Here is a 13,420-nt window from a genome sequence, read left to right on the forward strand (position 1 = left end):
TTGGTCGTCACACACCGATCCTCGACGCCCTTCGTCGTGCCCGCAGCAGGTTCAGGGATTTCCCATCAACGATCTAGTAGTACTTTGTCGGGTTCGGCGTCCCGGCCCGCCCGTCGCGAAGGAGGACAAACGATGAGACATCGCAGGCAGAGAGCTCAACATGATGCCGGAACCCAGCAGTCGGTCGGGATCATCGGATGCGGAAGCATGGGAGCGCGCCACGCCGAGGCCTTCATCGCGACCAGCCACCTGGAGCCGCGCGTACGCATCACCCGCGTCTGCGACCGGGACCTCGCCCGGGCGCACCGGGTCGCTGAACTGTTCGCGCGGGCCGGCCTGCCCCGCCCCTCGGCCACGGAACGGGACGAGGACCTGTTCACCGACGAGAGCCTGGACTCCGTCGACGTCGTACTGCCCACGGCAGCACACCACGACGTCTGCGTTCGGGCCCTGCGCGCGGGAAAACACGTCCTGGTGGAGAAACCACTGGCGCTCGACACGGAACAGGCCGCGGCGATGACCGACGCCGCCGCGGAGAGCGGCCGAGTGCTGTCCGTGGCGGAGAACTACCGGCGCCTGGGCGCCAACCGCGCCCTTCGCGGCCTGCTGGACCGCTCGGGCGAGATCGTCTCGATGTCCACCGACATCGTTTGTTCACGGCTGTACGACGCACAGCACAACGGCGCGGACTGGTACGACGATCCCGACACCGCCGGGTCCTACCTCGCCCACGAGATGGGCGCCCACGAGACGGACCTCACACGGTTCCTCCTGGGGGAGGTCGAATCCGTCTACTGTCTCCCCCGCTTCTCGCCGCACGAGCCCTCACACGATCCGCGACGAGCCGCCGGGCTGTTCGCGTTGTTGAGGTGCTCATCCGGAGCGGTCGCGCATCTGAGCCTGCGGTCGTCCGACCACGAGCCGCCGAACGGAACCAGGAAGATCGTCCTGGAAGAGGGCCACGTCACCAGCCAGGCATGGGAGGTGTGGGACGGCTGGCACCACGGCCACGACGGTGTGCGCACCACGACGGACGAGGCCATGGCCGCCCGCGCCGGTGCCGCGAGGAACGGCGCCGACGTGTCCGATCCCGCTCTCGGACACGAACCGGCCCGGCCGTTCTTCTCCAGGAACGACGTACTGCGCAGTGGGACCGCCTCCGCCGTCCACGAGTTCGCCCACGCCGTCGCGGGCACACGCGGCCCCGAGATCGACGGTGTGGACGGGGCGCGCACTCTCGCCGTGTGCGAGGCCCTGATCCTCTCCGCCCGCACCGGAGTCTCCGTCTCACCTGCCGACCTCCTCCCCCGCCCGAAGGCGAAGGGTCCCGGCCAGGCATGAGGCCGCCGGTCGCCTGGAGGCCGGACGGGAGGGGCCGCCTCCCGCTCTTCCTGGAGGTGGCCCCGGTCGTTACAGGATCCGTCGGGATCCCGGGACGGCGCGGACCGCGACGGCTAGGAGCCAGCAGGCAGGGACGGCGATGGCGCCCATCACAGCGAACTTGGCGATCGCGGGTGCGTCCCAGCCGCTCAGTGCCAGGCCGAGGCCGACCAGCACCACCGGATGCAGGAAGTACACGGCGAAGGCGTTCTCGGACAGGAACCGGGTGAAGCGGTTGCCACGGCCCAGGAAGCGGCGGAAGAACACCAGCAGCGCGAGCACCATGCCCGTCGCGAAGCAGGTCTCCACCATGATCTGCGCCAGCGCCTGCCAGGTGCCCGGGACCAGAGCGGCCTCCCCCGAAACGGCCATGACCACCGGCAGGCCCAGCAGCCCCGCCGCGGCCAGGACGGCGCCGAACCATCCGGCGGCGCTGGGCAGACGGGTGAGCCAGTTGCCCCGGTAGGCCAACACACCCACGGTGAACAGGGCGAGGTACTGGGGCAGGTAGCCGGGGCTGGGCAGCCCCACGAAGGGCCAATACGGCGCGGGGGCCAGGTAGCGCCAGGCGAAGGTGACCAGGGTCAGGCCCGCGGTGGAGACGAGGACCGGTCCCACCCAGCTCAGCGGAGCGGTGTCGGAGGGCCGTACGGCGGCCTCCAGCGCGCTTCCGGCTCGTGCGGCGCGGCGCTCACGCAGGCCCCGGACCATCACGTAGGTCAGGCTGAAGACCAGGAGCACCTCCACGAACCACATCGGCCCCGGGTCGAAGCTGACCAGGTAGAACAGCCAGTAGGGCAGCTCGGTACCCTCGGCCGCGGCCGCTCCGGCCACGGCCGGATACATGTGGGCCGTGGCCAGTGGGCGCACCATTAGCACGAACAACAGCAGGGGCACGCCCAGGCGCACCAGGCGTTCGCGGACCAGGCCCCTGCCGCCTCTGCGGTCGGCCGCTCCGGGTACGAAGTAGCCCGCGAGCAGGAAGAACAAGCCCATGAAGTAGGTCTGGTTGACGATGACGAACAGGTCGAGCAGCCCGCCGGAGGGGTCCTGGGCGGGTTCGGTGTAGAACCAGACCGGGATGTTGCCGTAGGTGACCGCCACGTGGTGCAGGACGACCAGGACGGTCAGCGCGCCCCGCAGGTTGTCGACGTGGTGCAGACGCCTTCGGGACGGTGGTGCGTCGGCGTCCGGGCTCGGGTGTGGTGTGGCCTGCTGTGCCATGGTGCCCTCGTCACGTGGGGGTGGGACCGGTCAGTCGGCGCGGGTCGCGCGCACGAGCAGTTCACCCAGCTCGCGCGCGTGCGCCATGAGGTCGTGGCCGGGGTGGGCGTGCCAGTAGGCGAACATGGTGTCGACCGCCGACTGCTGGGTCACCGCCATCACCCGCACGTCGAAGTCGCGGAACTCGCCGCTCTCCTGCCCGCCCCGGTAGAGCCCCTCCAGGGCCTCGTAGAGGGCCTCGGACTCAGCTGCTCCGTAGCGCGGCGAGCCGTCGGCCTTGCGCGCGTGGGTGAAGATCTGCGCCAGCGTGACCATGCGCTCGGGGTTGTTCAGCGCGTACTCGGCCACGCCGCGCACATGGGCGCGCAGCATGCCGGTGGCGCTTTGCTGCTCCAGGATCGCGGGGACGACTGACTCGGTGATCTCGGTGTAGACGTCCGTCACCACCTGGTCCATCAGCTCGTCCTTTCCGGCGAAGTGGTAGGAGATCACGCCCTTGCTGATCCCGGCCGTGCGCGCGATCCGTGCCAGGGAGGCGCTGGGGTAGCCCGCCTCGGCGATGGTGCCGATCGCCGCCGTGATGATCTGCGACCTGCGGGCCTCCTCGATGAAGGACCGCCCCTGACCGTCTGTCTCATTTTTTGACCGCATGGCCAGAATCTAGCACGCACGGTCAGAAATCCATGGGGGATGACCCTGGGCCGTCCCTGGTCAGCCACCCATCCGCCCCAGGGGGCGGGTGGGCCCGTAGCCCTCTCGCGCGCTGTTCCGGGGCCGATCCCCGGTTTCGGTGCCCACGCCACCGGCTGTGAGGGGACAAAGGGAACCCTGGAGTTCTCGGGACGCCGGGCTGACGTGCCTCATCCGGCGGGGCGGGAGAAGCGTGGGTTCCCACGCCGTCGCCGAGGAGCCGTCATGACCAGGCAGAAATCCTTCAAGCAGCGTGTGCGCGCACGGATGGACTTCCCTGTCAAGTCAGCGTGTTGAGTCCTGAGCCCCTCGGAGGCATCCCGATGGGTGGCATACGGAGCGTCTAGGGGGTTGAGGAACCTCGGAACAGGATCCGGCGCTAAGGCTGCCTGTGGACACCGGCCCCGGCCTCGCTCACATCCGGTAGGAGCTGGGCGTCACGCCGACGGTCGGGTGAGTTTGGCGGCCACGGCGTCGAGGACCCAGTCCAGGCCGACCGCGAAGGATGCCTCGGCGTCCACGTCCGTGCCGTCGTACACGGCCTTGGCCAGCGTCGGGAAGCGGCCCGTGGCCAACATTCTCGTCACATGCGGGCCGGAGGCGCGCTGCCAGTCGCGCTTGGACAGGCCCGTGGCGCGCTCGGCCCGCAGGTCCGCTATCTCGCGCCTGATCGCGCCGGTGAAGTAGGCGCTGACAGTCTCCACGGAGCGCAGGACGGTGTCGAGGTCGGCGAGACCGTCGAGGGCGGCCAGCGTGGCCTCAGCCACGGCGAGGGCGTTGGGGCCCAGGGTCGGGCGCCCGCCGAGCAGGTCGGCCAGCCATTCGTGACGGAGAGCGGCCTGCCTGGTGCGGTGGGCGAGGATGCGCAGCGCCTCTCGCCAGTCACCGGGCCGCTCCTCGGGGAGGATTTCGGCGTGGACCTCGTCCACCATGAGGTCGAACAGCTCCTCCTTGGAGGAGATGTATCCGTACAGCCGCATCGGGCCGGCGTTCAACCGGGCGGCGACCTTGCGCAAGGACACCGCCTCCAGCCCGCCCTCGTCGGCCAGCGCGATGGCGGCGGCCACGATACGCTCCCGGTCGAGCGGCGAGGGGCGAGTCGGCGGCTCCGGCCGGTCCCATACAGTCATGGCTACACCGTACTGTTGCGATACATCGTCATGGATATACAGTGTATCGGCATGAGACACCGTATTGCCGTGATCGGGAGCGGCCCTGCCGGCCTTACCTTCGCCCGCGTCCTGCACCGCCATGATTACCCCGTCGCCGTCCTCGAACGCGATCCCGCCCCCGATGCCCGTCCCCCGGGCGGCATGCTGGATCTGCATGAAGGACTGGGCCAGCTCGCGCTGGACAAGGCGGGGCTGCTGGCGGAGTTCCAAGCGCTGTCTCGTCCCGAGGGGCAGGCCATGCGCATCCTGGATGCGGACGGGGCCGTCCTGCGCGACTGGCGACCCCGCCCGGGTGAGCGGGCCAATCCCGAGATCGACCGCGGGCAACTCCGTGACCTGCTGCTTGGACCTCTCGACGTGCAGTGGGGGCGGGGCGTGACGGAGGTAGTGCCGGGGACCCGGGATGGCGTACTGGTCCGTTTCGCGGACGGGCGACAGGAGACGTTCGCCCTCGTGATCGGCGCGGACGGCGCCTGGTCCCGAGTCCGCCCGGCGATCTCGTCCGCGACACCGCACTACACCGGCGTCACCTTGGTCGAGACCTCTCTGGACGACATCGACACCCGCCACCCCGACCTCGCCCAGCTGGTCGGCGACGGTTCCATGGCTGTGTACGGTGTGAACCGCGCCCTCGTCGCCCAGCGCAACAGCGGCGGCCATGTCAAGGTGTACGCCCAGTTCCGCGCGCCGCTGGACTGGCACACGAACCTGGACCGCAATATGGGCCTGAACCGGCGCGCGGGCCTGGACCTGGCCGACGTCGAGGCTGTGCGGTCCAGCCTGCTGGCTCTGTTCGACGGCTGGGCCGCTCCCGTCCTCGACCTCCTCCGCCACGGCACCGCTTTCGTCCACCGCCCCCTCTACGCCCTGCCCGTGTCCCACACCTGGGCCCACGTCCCCGGGGTGACGCTGCTGGGCGATGCCGCCCATCTGATGCCGCCATTGGGGGCGGGCGCGAACCTCGCAATGCTGGAAGGCGCCGAACTCGCCGAGACCATCGCCACCGGCCCTGGAGATCTGGACGAGGCCGTCCGCGCCTTCGAGGAACAGATGTGGGCACGGGCCGGCAGGTGGGCGGGAATCACGACGGCTGGTCTGGAACGCCTTGTGAGTCCGGACCCCACTGAAGCCCTCGCCCTCTTCGACGAAGTCCAGCCATCCTGACTGTCAAGCGCGAGAGCACCAGCGCTACTGCTCTCCACGGCTGCACGGGACAGCGGGCACTGCCGCGGTTTTCTCCGGCAGATCCACCGCCCTGGCGCGATCAGCTCCTCGTCGGCGTCGTCGAGGTGGAAGAAGCGGTCCAGGTGAGCGCGCGAGGACGTCAAGCCACGGTCGCCGCCACTGGTGCTCCACCCGCTGCGGCGACCGGGCCCGCGCCGCGCGCGCCTACGCCCGCCGCACCCGGCCTGAGGCGGACTGATGTGCACCCGGCCCGCATAGACCGACCCCTCCTCCGGATGTCCGCGAGCCGCGCATGCGCCAAGGGGCCGGACGGCCCTTCTGCTGTATCGGTGCCCTACAGCATGATGGTCGCCGTGAACACAGAGCCACGCGTCAACGTCTGGCAGCGGCTCCTCAACGATCCTCACAAGTCACGCGTACTGTTCCAACACGGCACCTGCGTCGTACTGACCGCTCCCCGGGGAGAGCTCGCGGAACAGGCCACCGAGCTCCTGGGGCAGTCCGGTCCCGCGCACGCGGCCTCTGAGGCAGGTGGCTTCGGGGTGATCCATCTGGACGGGGCCGACGGGTGGGTGGCCACCGGGCACCATCGGGACGTCCCCACATACGTCGCTCCTGGTGAGCCGCATGGTCGGTCGGAGATCGCCGTCGGGGTCCACGGGCGTTCCAAACGCCATCTGGACGGCACCGAGCTCCGCGTCGTTCATGTCGAGGACGAACGCGGCTCCGGTGCCCCCGACTGCCCGGCGACAGGACAGACGGCCCACGAGTAGCCGTCGGCCTGCCAGGGCCCCGCCCGAGTGCCTGGGAACACAAGGAGGGGAAGCGTCGTTCAGGGACGGGTCTTGGACAGGTCCTTGACGATGGTCCGTCCTGGGACGAAGCGGATGAACCGTGTGTCCTCGTCGAAGTCCCTGAAGTCGGCGGGCCAGGTGGATTCGTCCGCGCCGAGGTAGCGGCGGAGCTTGTGTCTGGCGCGTTCCTCGTCGTAGGGCACGACCTCGGCCTCACCGCGCATGATGACCTGGAGGAACTCCAGTCTCTCCAGGTCGCAGGTGTCCACGGTCAGGGCGGCCCTCGAATCCTTCTCCAGGAGCTGGGACAGCCGTGAGTAGGCGCCGGTGATCCACCACAGCGCGCCCTCCTCCCAAAGGAACCAGACCGGGCGCACCGTGGGAGCGCCGGAGGAGTCGGAGGTGGCCACCCTGGCGACCAGGGGCCGGTCCAGGAAGGCGTCGACGTCGAAGGGATACGTCTGCTGACCTGGGGTGCTGGGGGTATCGCTCACCCCATCAGGCTAGGTTGCGCGGGCCGACGGAGAAAGGCCGCTCCTGGGGCTGTGGAAAGCCAACCACTAGGGTGCGGTCCGCCTACCGGGACCAGCGAAGAGGTCATCACCTCCGCGCGCCCGAGTTGATCGCGCCCTGGATTCCGTCGAGCAAAGCCGCCAACCCGAACCGGAAGGTCTCCCATGCCTCCTGTTCCAGGTAGGGCTCGCTGTCGTTCTCGTTGTCGAAGGCGCCCTGCCCGGCCATGAGGGTCAGCACGGGAAAGCGCTCGGCGAAGTCGGGTGCGGCCTGCTCCAGCTGCGCCGAGCGCTCGTACCACCACTGGTCCTCGGGCACACCCGTGACCGCCTCGGCCCGGCGTGCCTCGGAGGCTGTCTGGGCGGGCCCGCGCACCAGGGTGAACAGGTTGCCGTAAGCGCTGCGGATCTGCGCGGCCCCCAGCCCGGCACGGTGCAGCACCGAAGCCAGTGACTCGAACAGGCGGTACTCGTTGGGCCCCAGCACCGGGCGGGCCTGGGAGACCTCCATCGTCCAGGGGTGTCGCAGGAGGAAGTCCCACAGCCTGGTGGCCCATGCGGTGGTGGCCGCGCGCCAGTCGGCTTCCTCCTCGGCCTCGGCGGCATCGGCCAGTTCTCCGAACACGTGGTCATACATCAGCTCGACGAGTTCGTTCTTGCTGGCCACGTAGGTGTACAGGGACATGGCGGTACGGCCCAGGCGCTGGCCCACCGCGCGCATGGACAGCGCCTGCATGCCCTCGGCGTCGGCGAGGACGACCGCGGCCTCCACCACCAGGTCCACGCTGAGCTCGGGCTTGGGCCCGGGCGCGGTGTGGGCGGGCCCGCCGCCGGGGGCGCGCCACAGCAGGGCCATGGAACGGCGGGCGTCACCCTGTCCGGCGTAGACAACCACTTGCATCTCCTTATGGGATAAACTAACGTTCGCAGACCATTACTTTACAGCATAATTCTTTCCGAGGAGCAGTGTGTCTTCCGAACCCGCCGCCGCGGACACCCACGACACCATCCAGGTCAAAGGGGCCAGGGAGAACAACCTCGCCGACGTCTGCGTGGACATCCCCAAGCGGAGGCTGAGCGTCTTCACGGGCCTGTCCGGATCGGGAAAGTCCTCGCTGGTCTTCGGCACGGTCGCCGCCGAGTCCCAGCGCCTCATCAACGAGACCTACACGACGTTCGTCCAGTCGTTCATGCCGAGCCTGGGGCGGCCCGACGTGGACAGCCTGCGCAACCTGAGCGCGGCCATCATCGTCGACCAGGAGCGCATGGGCGCCAACTCCCGCTCCACCGTCGGCACCGCGACCGACTCCTCCGCCATGCTGCGCATCGTCTTCAGCCGGGCGGGGACCCCGCGCCTGGAGCCCTCCAGCGCGTTCAGCTTCAACCACTCCGAAGGCATGTGTGGCGAGTGCGAGGGCCTGGGCCGCACCAACCAGATCGACCTGGAGGAGCTCTTCGACCGCGACCTGTCCCTGAACGAGGGCGCCATCACGATCCCCGGCTACGCGGTGGGCAACTGGTACTGGCAGGTCATGGCCCATTCCGGGCTGTTGGACCCGGACCAGAAGCTGCGTGACTACACGCCCGAGCAGTGGCAGACCTTCCTGCACCAGCCCGCCACACGGATCAAGTTGGAGAACAACTCCTTCTCCTACGAGGGCCTGCTGGTCAAGCTCAAGCGCACCTACCTGGCCAAGGACCGCGATTCCATGCAGCCCGGAATCCGCGCGTTCGCCGATCGGGCGGTCACCTACTCCACCTGCCCCGAGTGCGAGGGCACCCGCCTCAACGCCCAGGCCCGCTCGGTCAAGGTCGCCGGCCGCACCATCACCGAGTGTTCGTCCATGCAGATCAACGAGCTCGCCGAGTTCGTGCGCTCCCTGGACGAGCCCTCGGTCAAGCCCTTGTTGGACAACCTCGGCCACACCCTGGAATCCCTGGTGCAGGTGGGCCTGGGCTATCTGAGCCTGAACCGGGAGTCGGGCACCCTCTCGGGCGGGGAGGCCCAGCGGGTCAAGATGGTCCGCCACCTGGGCTCCAGCCTCAGCGACGTCACCTACGTCTTCGACGAGCCCACCGTGGGCATGCACCCGCACGACATCGAGCGGATGAACAGCCTGCTGCTGAGCCTGCGCGACAAGGGCAACACGGTGCTGGTCGTCGAGCACAAACCCGAGACCATCGCCATCGCCGACCACGTGGTGGACCTGGGGCCCGGAGCGGGCCCCTCGGGCGGCCGCATCACCTACACCGGGGACGTGGCCGGCCTGCGCACCTCGGGCACGCTCACCGGCGACCACCTGGACCACCGGGCCGCCCTGCGCGAGCGGGTACGCCAGCCCACCGGAACCATCCCCATCACCGGGGCCAGCACCCACAACCTCAAGGACGTGAGCGTGGACGTCCCCCTCGGCGTGCTCACGGTGGTCACCGGTGTGGCGGGCTCGGGCAAGAGCTCGCTCATCCACGGCGCCCTGCCCGGCCGTGAGGGCGTTGTGGTGGTCGACCAGTCGGCGATCCGGGGCTCACGCCGCTCCAACCCGGCCACCTACACCGGGCTGCTGGACGCCGTCCGCACCGCCTTCGCCCGCGCCAACAAGGTCAAGGCGTCGCTGTTCAGCGCCAACTCCGAGGGCGCCTGCCCCGAGTGCAAGGGCGCCGGGGTCATCTACACCGACCTGGCGATGATGGCCGGGGTCGCCACCACCTGCGAGCAGTGCCGGGGCAAGCGCTTCCGGGCCGAGGTACTCACCCACAAACTGCGCGGCAAGGACATCAGCCAGGTACTGGCGATGCCGGTGGTGGAGGCCCGGGAGTTCTTCACCACCGGTAACGCCCGCACCATCCTGGACCGGCTCCACGACGTGGGCCTGGGTTACCTGAGCCTGGGCCAGCCGCTGACCACCCTGTCGGGCGGCGAGCGCCAACGGCTCAAACTGGCGATCAGCATGGCCCAACAGGGCGCGGTGTACGTGCTGGACGAGCCGACCAGCGGCCTGCACCTGGCTGACGTGGACCGGCTGCTGGCGCTGCTGGACCGTCTGGTGGAGGACGGCAACACGGTGGTGGTCATCGAGCACCACCAGGCGGTGATGGCGCACGCCGACCACATCATCGACCTGGGTCCGGGCGCCGGACACGACGGCGGCCGCGTCGTCTTCGAGGGCAGCCCCGCCGCCCTGGTCGCCGACGGTGACACCCTCACCGCCCGCCACCTGCGCGCCTACCTGGGGCGCTGACGCTCCCCGCCGTGTCCGCGCGAACCTTCCCCGTGCCGGGCGGGGAAGGTTCGCGCGCTCCGTTCTCGGTTCCGGGGCGCAGGGTCGGCGGTACGGGTACGGATCAGGCGGTGATGTCCGCTCTGACGCCGGAGGTCTCACACAGGCCGCCCCAGCCGAGCAGGACACCGTCGGCGGCGGGTGCGAGGGGGCCGCAGTAACCCGAGAGTCCCTCGGACTGCAACCGGTAGGAGGTGCCGGCCTTGGGGTCCCACATGCTGAACTCCCCGGGGGCGGTGGCGAGCAGTCCCAGCCCGTCCACGTAGTCCATCCTCCCCGCGTCCAGGCCATGGGTCATCAGGGAGAAGGGAGGGCGGAAGCCGGTGTAGCCGGTCTCGTCGGCCAGGTCCGCCCGTCCCTGCTCATCCACCTCGTACAGTCTCGCGCTCTCGTCGCTCCGTACCGCCAGGAGGGTCTCACCGGCGGGGGAGGCCGCCAGCCCGATCTGGACGTTCAAATCCTCCCCCTCCTCCTCCAGTCCGGAGATCCTCCGTGCCGACGCGTGCGTGTCGCCCATGCCGAACGTGATCAGGAAGGTCCCCTGGGAGTGGCCTCCCACGGCCACCACCGCGTCGTCGAGGGCCTGCAAGCCGTACACCACGAAGCCGGTGTCCACCCCGTCCAGGGCAACGGTGTCCCAGGTGTCCTCCGCCAGCGAGTACACCAGGAAGCCCTCCTCCCCGCCCTGCTCGCTGCCCCCGCCGCCGAAGACCACGTGCCCGCCCACGGCCACCGCCCACGCCAGGGTCCTCGCCTCGGGTGCCGGTGCGATCGGCTCCCAGGAGTCCGTCCCGATGTCGTAGAGGGCTCCGTCACTGGCCAGGTGTGCTTCGGCATCGCCGGAGTGCGTCGGGGTGAACCCTCCCCAGACCAGCATCTGGTCCTTCACCAGGACGGCGCTGTGGCGGGTCCTGGGCTCCAGGTCCACCTCCGGCAGCCTCCGCCAGGAACCGGTCCCGGGTGAGTAGGCGGCACCGTCGGCGAAGGAGTCGTGCTGGGTCGCGCCGTGCCCGCCCCAGACGAGGAGTTCCTCCCCCGACCAGACGAGGCTGTGGTCCTGCCTGGAGTCGAGGGGACTCTGGGGAAGCTCGCCCACGGAGACGTCCACGTCCCACGGTTCGGGCTCTTCCACACCGCAGGAGACGGCCAGCAGGGAGAGGGCCAACAGGGGGATTACTGCTCTGGACAGGGGATTCACTCGACCACGCATTCCATGCCTTTTCGCCGCGGCGGAGGCGGTCCCCGCCCGGCACGCGCAGTGTACGGGCGGTCCCCGCCCCCGACCGATCCGGCGGCCTGGGGCACTCGGCGACCGCACGGCAGGACCTTTCCGGACCCGGACCACCGCGCCCTCACCTCACCGATCCTGGGCAGGGACAGCTTCCCTTGGCCGGCGGCCTTCCACCGGGCGTTGGCGGTGAACCGGACCGACTGGCGACTGTCCTTACGGGACTTGAATCGGGGCGCGCCCACGCGGGGCACTCGCCCTTCAGGGAGTCGAAGAAGTGCCGGTAGGCGGCCTCCAGGTCCCGCAACGACTGCTGGAGCACGACCGCGGACACCTCGCCCAGCCAGGACCGTGCCTCGGTCTTCTTCGCCTCGGTGATCAACTGCTTGGACAGCGATCGCGTCGTGGCATCCTCGACCAGGCCGAAACCCATACGATCTGGCCTCGAAGCGGACCTCCCACTCCGGTTCCATCGCATTCTTAACGCGGGCCTGCATGGCTCGGTCGCGAATAGTCGGGATTCCGAGCGGTCGTTGTTTCCCATTGCTCTTCGGGATGTGTACACGCCTGACCGGTCGGGCTTTCCAGGGTTCGGCCCAGCGGACTTGTGTTGCAAGGTTCCATCGTTCCTTCGGCGTTAGCGCCTTCTCCCTATCAACCCCGGCGGTCTTACGCCCAGTGTTCAACCGCGACACCCTTCGCACGCTCACCAGCGTGTTGGACTGGCTTCGCAGCATGAGCTTCTGAAGGTTCCTGACCTTCGGCCAGTCACCCTGCTCGGTCGCCTTGAAGATCCGTTGCCGTAGTCGTGCTGGCCCCAGTCGACCTGGTGCCGGCGTTGTGCGGCGTCCTCGGGTCCGTTCACCTTGCGGTGTCTAACTTGTCCTTCAGTTCCGGCTCCCATGCAATCTCCCTTGAAAGGTTCACCAGACCCACGTCTGCTCCCTTTCGGGCCGGGAATTCATCCCGTATCCGACGGTTTATACGCTTTCCCCCTTCCCCTTGCCCTTCGGCCGTCGGCCTTCGCTTCTCGGACCTTCCTGTCCAGCTGGGGAGTTCGTCCTTCCTTGCGGTCGGACTACCAGCCGTCTGGCTGGACCCCGACTGGGTTTCCACGTTCCACACCAATAAGATGCGGTCGAGGAGGGCGCCCCCTCTGCCCCGTGGCCAGCGGTGTTCTTGGACCCCAGGACCGAACCCAGGGTCTCGCCTGACGCCTTTCACGTCCGGACCATGTCCGCCACTTCGTGCTTGGCATCGTGCGGGCTACTCTGACGAGGCTTTGACGGAGGTTCACTTTCATTCGCCCTTCCGGCCTGTCCCTCGACCTGTCACACCAGATGCCTTGGTGCTTCTTGGGTCTTGAGCGCTCAGCTTCACAACCCGCCGTTACCAGCGGCGCATGTGAGCGTGGGATCTGACCTTGGACACTGGTCAGGGACAACCCCTTATGTGGTGGTTCGCCCACTTTTATGGTGCGACTTCGTGTCGCACGCGGAAGGAGTACCGGAGCTGCACACCCGCCTCCTAGCATTGGCCTATGACTCAGGGTGATGAGATGAGGACTGGTAGGCACTGTGTTCTCGTGCTGCACGCACACTTGGTTTTCGTGGCGAAGTACCGGCACCGAGTCTTCACCGCCCACTGGCAGGGCGGACAGCGCCAGTTCGTGCAACGGCCTCTGCCCGAGGTGGTGGAATCCTCCCTCGCCCCGGTTCTGGACTGGGCGCGTGAGCGCTTGGACGCCCCGCTGAGCGCCGCCGACCCGGCCTCGTGGGCGGCGGTCAGCTCCACGACGCTGCACCGCCGCTTCCTCACCGAGCTGGGTATGACCCCGCTGGCCTGGCTGCGCTCGGAGCGGGTTGCTGTTGGCCTGCCGCCTGATCGCGGTGGGGCATGGGGTCCGAGGCGATCTCGATCTCCCGTGCCAGCGGACTGGGCAGTATCGCCAACCTAC

General features: G+C 68.9%; 12 protein-coding genes. 5 read left to right on the top strand and 7 right to left on the bottom strand.

Translation table 11 applies throughout. The features are described from left to right. The first annotated feature begins 132 nt into the window (after window positions 1-132). Window positions 133-1,341, top strand: coding sequence for a Gfo/Idh/MocA family protein (locus tag AC0T5L_RS14665; RefSeq protein ID WP_476166023.1), 1,209 nt, complete (start codon window positions 133-135; stop codon window positions 1,339-1,341). A 69-nt stretch (window positions 1,342-1,410) separates the two neighbouring features. On the opposite strand, the gene AC0T5L_RS14670 is transcribed toward AC0T5L_RS14665, so the two are convergent. The 3 genes from AC0T5L_RS14670 to AC0T5L_RS14680 all read right to left on the bottom strand — a co-directional run bounded on the left by AC0T5L_RS14670 (window position 1,411) and on the right by AC0T5L_RS14680 (window position 4,424). Continuing rightward, complete coding sequence (locus AC0T5L_RS14670) at window positions 1,411-2,604, bottom strand: acyltransferase family protein (protein WP_476166024.1); 1,194 nt, start codon at window positions 2,602-2,604, stop codon at window positions 1,411-1,413. A gap of 30 nt (window positions 2,605-2,634) precedes the next feature. Then, window positions 2,635-3,255 carry a TetR/AcrR family transcriptional regulator gene (locus tag AC0T5L_RS14675; protein ID WP_476166025.1) on the bottom strand — a complete coding sequence of 207 codons (621 nt, stop codon included), beginning with the start codon at window positions 3,253-3,255 and terminating at the stop codon, window positions 2,635-2,637. A gap of 476 nt (window positions 3,256-3,731) precedes the next feature. Further along, window positions 3,732-4,424 carry a TetR/AcrR family transcriptional regulator gene (locus AC0T5L_RS14680; RefSeq protein ID WP_476166026.1) on the bottom strand — a complete coding sequence of 231 codons (693 nt, stop codon included), beginning with the start codon at window positions 4,422-4,424 and terminating at the stop codon, window positions 3,732-3,734. Window positions 4,425-4,475: 51 nt separating this feature from the next. Here AC0T5L_RS14680 and AC0T5L_RS14685 point away from each other — a divergent pair, with 51 nt between their 5' ends. The 3 genes from AC0T5L_RS14685 (at window position 4,476) to AC0T5L_RS14695 (ending at window position 6,424) form a co-directional block, all read left to right on the top strand. Then, the gene (locus AC0T5L_RS14685; RefSeq protein WP_476166027.1) at window positions 4,476-5,630 is read left to right on the top strand and encodes an FAD-dependent oxidoreductase; all 1,155 of its coding nucleotides are present in this window, start codon (window positions 4,476-4,478) and stop codon (window positions 5,628-5,630) included. A gap of 91 nt (window positions 5,631-5,721) precedes the next feature. Beyond that, the gene (locus AC0T5L_RS14690) at window positions 5,722-5,889 is read left to right on the top strand and encodes a CGNR zinc finger domain-containing protein (RefSeq protein ID WP_476166207.1); all 168 of its coding nucleotides are present in this window, start codon (window positions 5,722-5,724) and stop codon (window positions 5,887-5,889) included. Window positions 5,890-6,004: 115 nt separating this feature from the next. Beyond that, window positions 6,005-6,424 (top strand): hypothetical protein, encoded by a 420-nt coding sequence (locus tag AC0T5L_RS14695; protein WP_476166028.1) that lies wholly within the window; start codon window positions 6,005-6,007, stop codon window positions 6,422-6,424. A gap of 59 nt (window positions 6,425-6,483) precedes the next feature. Here AC0T5L_RS14695 and AC0T5L_RS14700 read toward each other — a convergent pair whose 3' ends face one another. Both AC0T5L_RS14700 and AC0T5L_RS14705 read right to left on the bottom strand, forming a co-directional pair. Continuing rightward, on the bottom strand, window positions 6,484-6,939 hold the full coding sequence (locus AC0T5L_RS14700) for a pyridoxamine 5'-phosphate oxidase family protein (RefSeq protein WP_476166029.1): 456 nt from the start codon (window positions 6,937-6,939) through the stop codon (window positions 6,484-6,486). Between the two features lie 106 nt (window positions 6,940-7,045). Continuing rightward, a complete protein-coding gene (locus tag AC0T5L_RS14705; protein WP_476166030.1) occupies window positions 7,046-7,852 on the bottom strand; it encodes a TetR/AcrR family transcriptional regulator in 807 nt (268 codons plus the stop codon). A 73-nt stretch (window positions 7,853-7,925) separates the two neighbouring features. Here AC0T5L_RS14705 and AC0T5L_RS14710 point away from each other — a divergent pair, with 73 nt between their 5' ends. Further along, window positions 7,926-10,196, top strand: coding sequence for an ATP-binding cassette domain-containing protein (locus AC0T5L_RS14710; RefSeq protein WP_476166031.1), 2,271 nt, complete (start codon window positions 7,926-7,928; stop codon window positions 10,194-10,196). A 103-nt stretch (window positions 10,197-10,299) separates the two neighbouring features. Here the strand turns inward: AC0T5L_RS14710 and AC0T5L_RS14715 are convergent, their stop codons facing one another. Both AC0T5L_RS14715 and AC0T5L_RS14720 read right to left on the bottom strand, forming a co-directional pair. Then, window positions 10,300-11,433, bottom strand: coding sequence for a Kelch repeat-containing protein (locus AC0T5L_RS14715; protein WP_476166032.1), 1,134 nt, complete (start codon window positions 11,431-11,433; stop codon window positions 10,300-10,302). After that, window positions 11,430-12,284: a reverse transcriptase N-terminal domain-containing protein gene (locus AC0T5L_RS14720; protein WP_476166208.1), complete on the bottom strand. Its 855-nt coding sequence runs from the start codon at window positions 12,282-12,284 to the stop codon at window positions 11,430-11,432. The genes AC0T5L_RS14715 and AC0T5L_RS14720 overlap by 4 nt, the downstream gene beginning before the upstream one ends. Window positions 12,285-13,420: the final 1,136 nt, after the last annotated feature.

It is taken from the genome of Nocardiopsis sp. TRM 82005 (assembly GCF_056312425.1).

Excerpts from the sequence above, each read along its gene's own strand:
- AC0T5L_RS14665 (WP_476166023.1), top strand. The coding sequence starts at position 133 with ATGAGACATCGCAGGCAGAGAGCTCAACATGATGCCGGAACCCAGCAG.
- AC0T5L_RS14670 (WP_476166024.1), bottom strand. The coding sequence starts at position 2,604 with ATGGCACAGCAGGCCACACCACACCCGAGCCCGGACGCCGACGCACCA.
- AC0T5L_RS14675 (WP_476166025.1), bottom strand. The coding sequence starts at position 3,255 with ATGCGGTCAAAAAATGAGACAGACGGTCAGGGGCGGTCCTTCATCGAG.
- AC0T5L_RS14680 (WP_476166026.1), bottom strand. The coding sequence starts at position 4,424 with ATGACTGTATGGGACCGGCCGGAGCCGCCGACTCGCCCCTCGCCGCTC.
- AC0T5L_RS14685 (WP_476166027.1), top strand. The coding sequence starts at position 4,476 with ATGAGACACCGTATTGCCGTGATCGGGAGCGGCCCTGCCGGCCTTACC.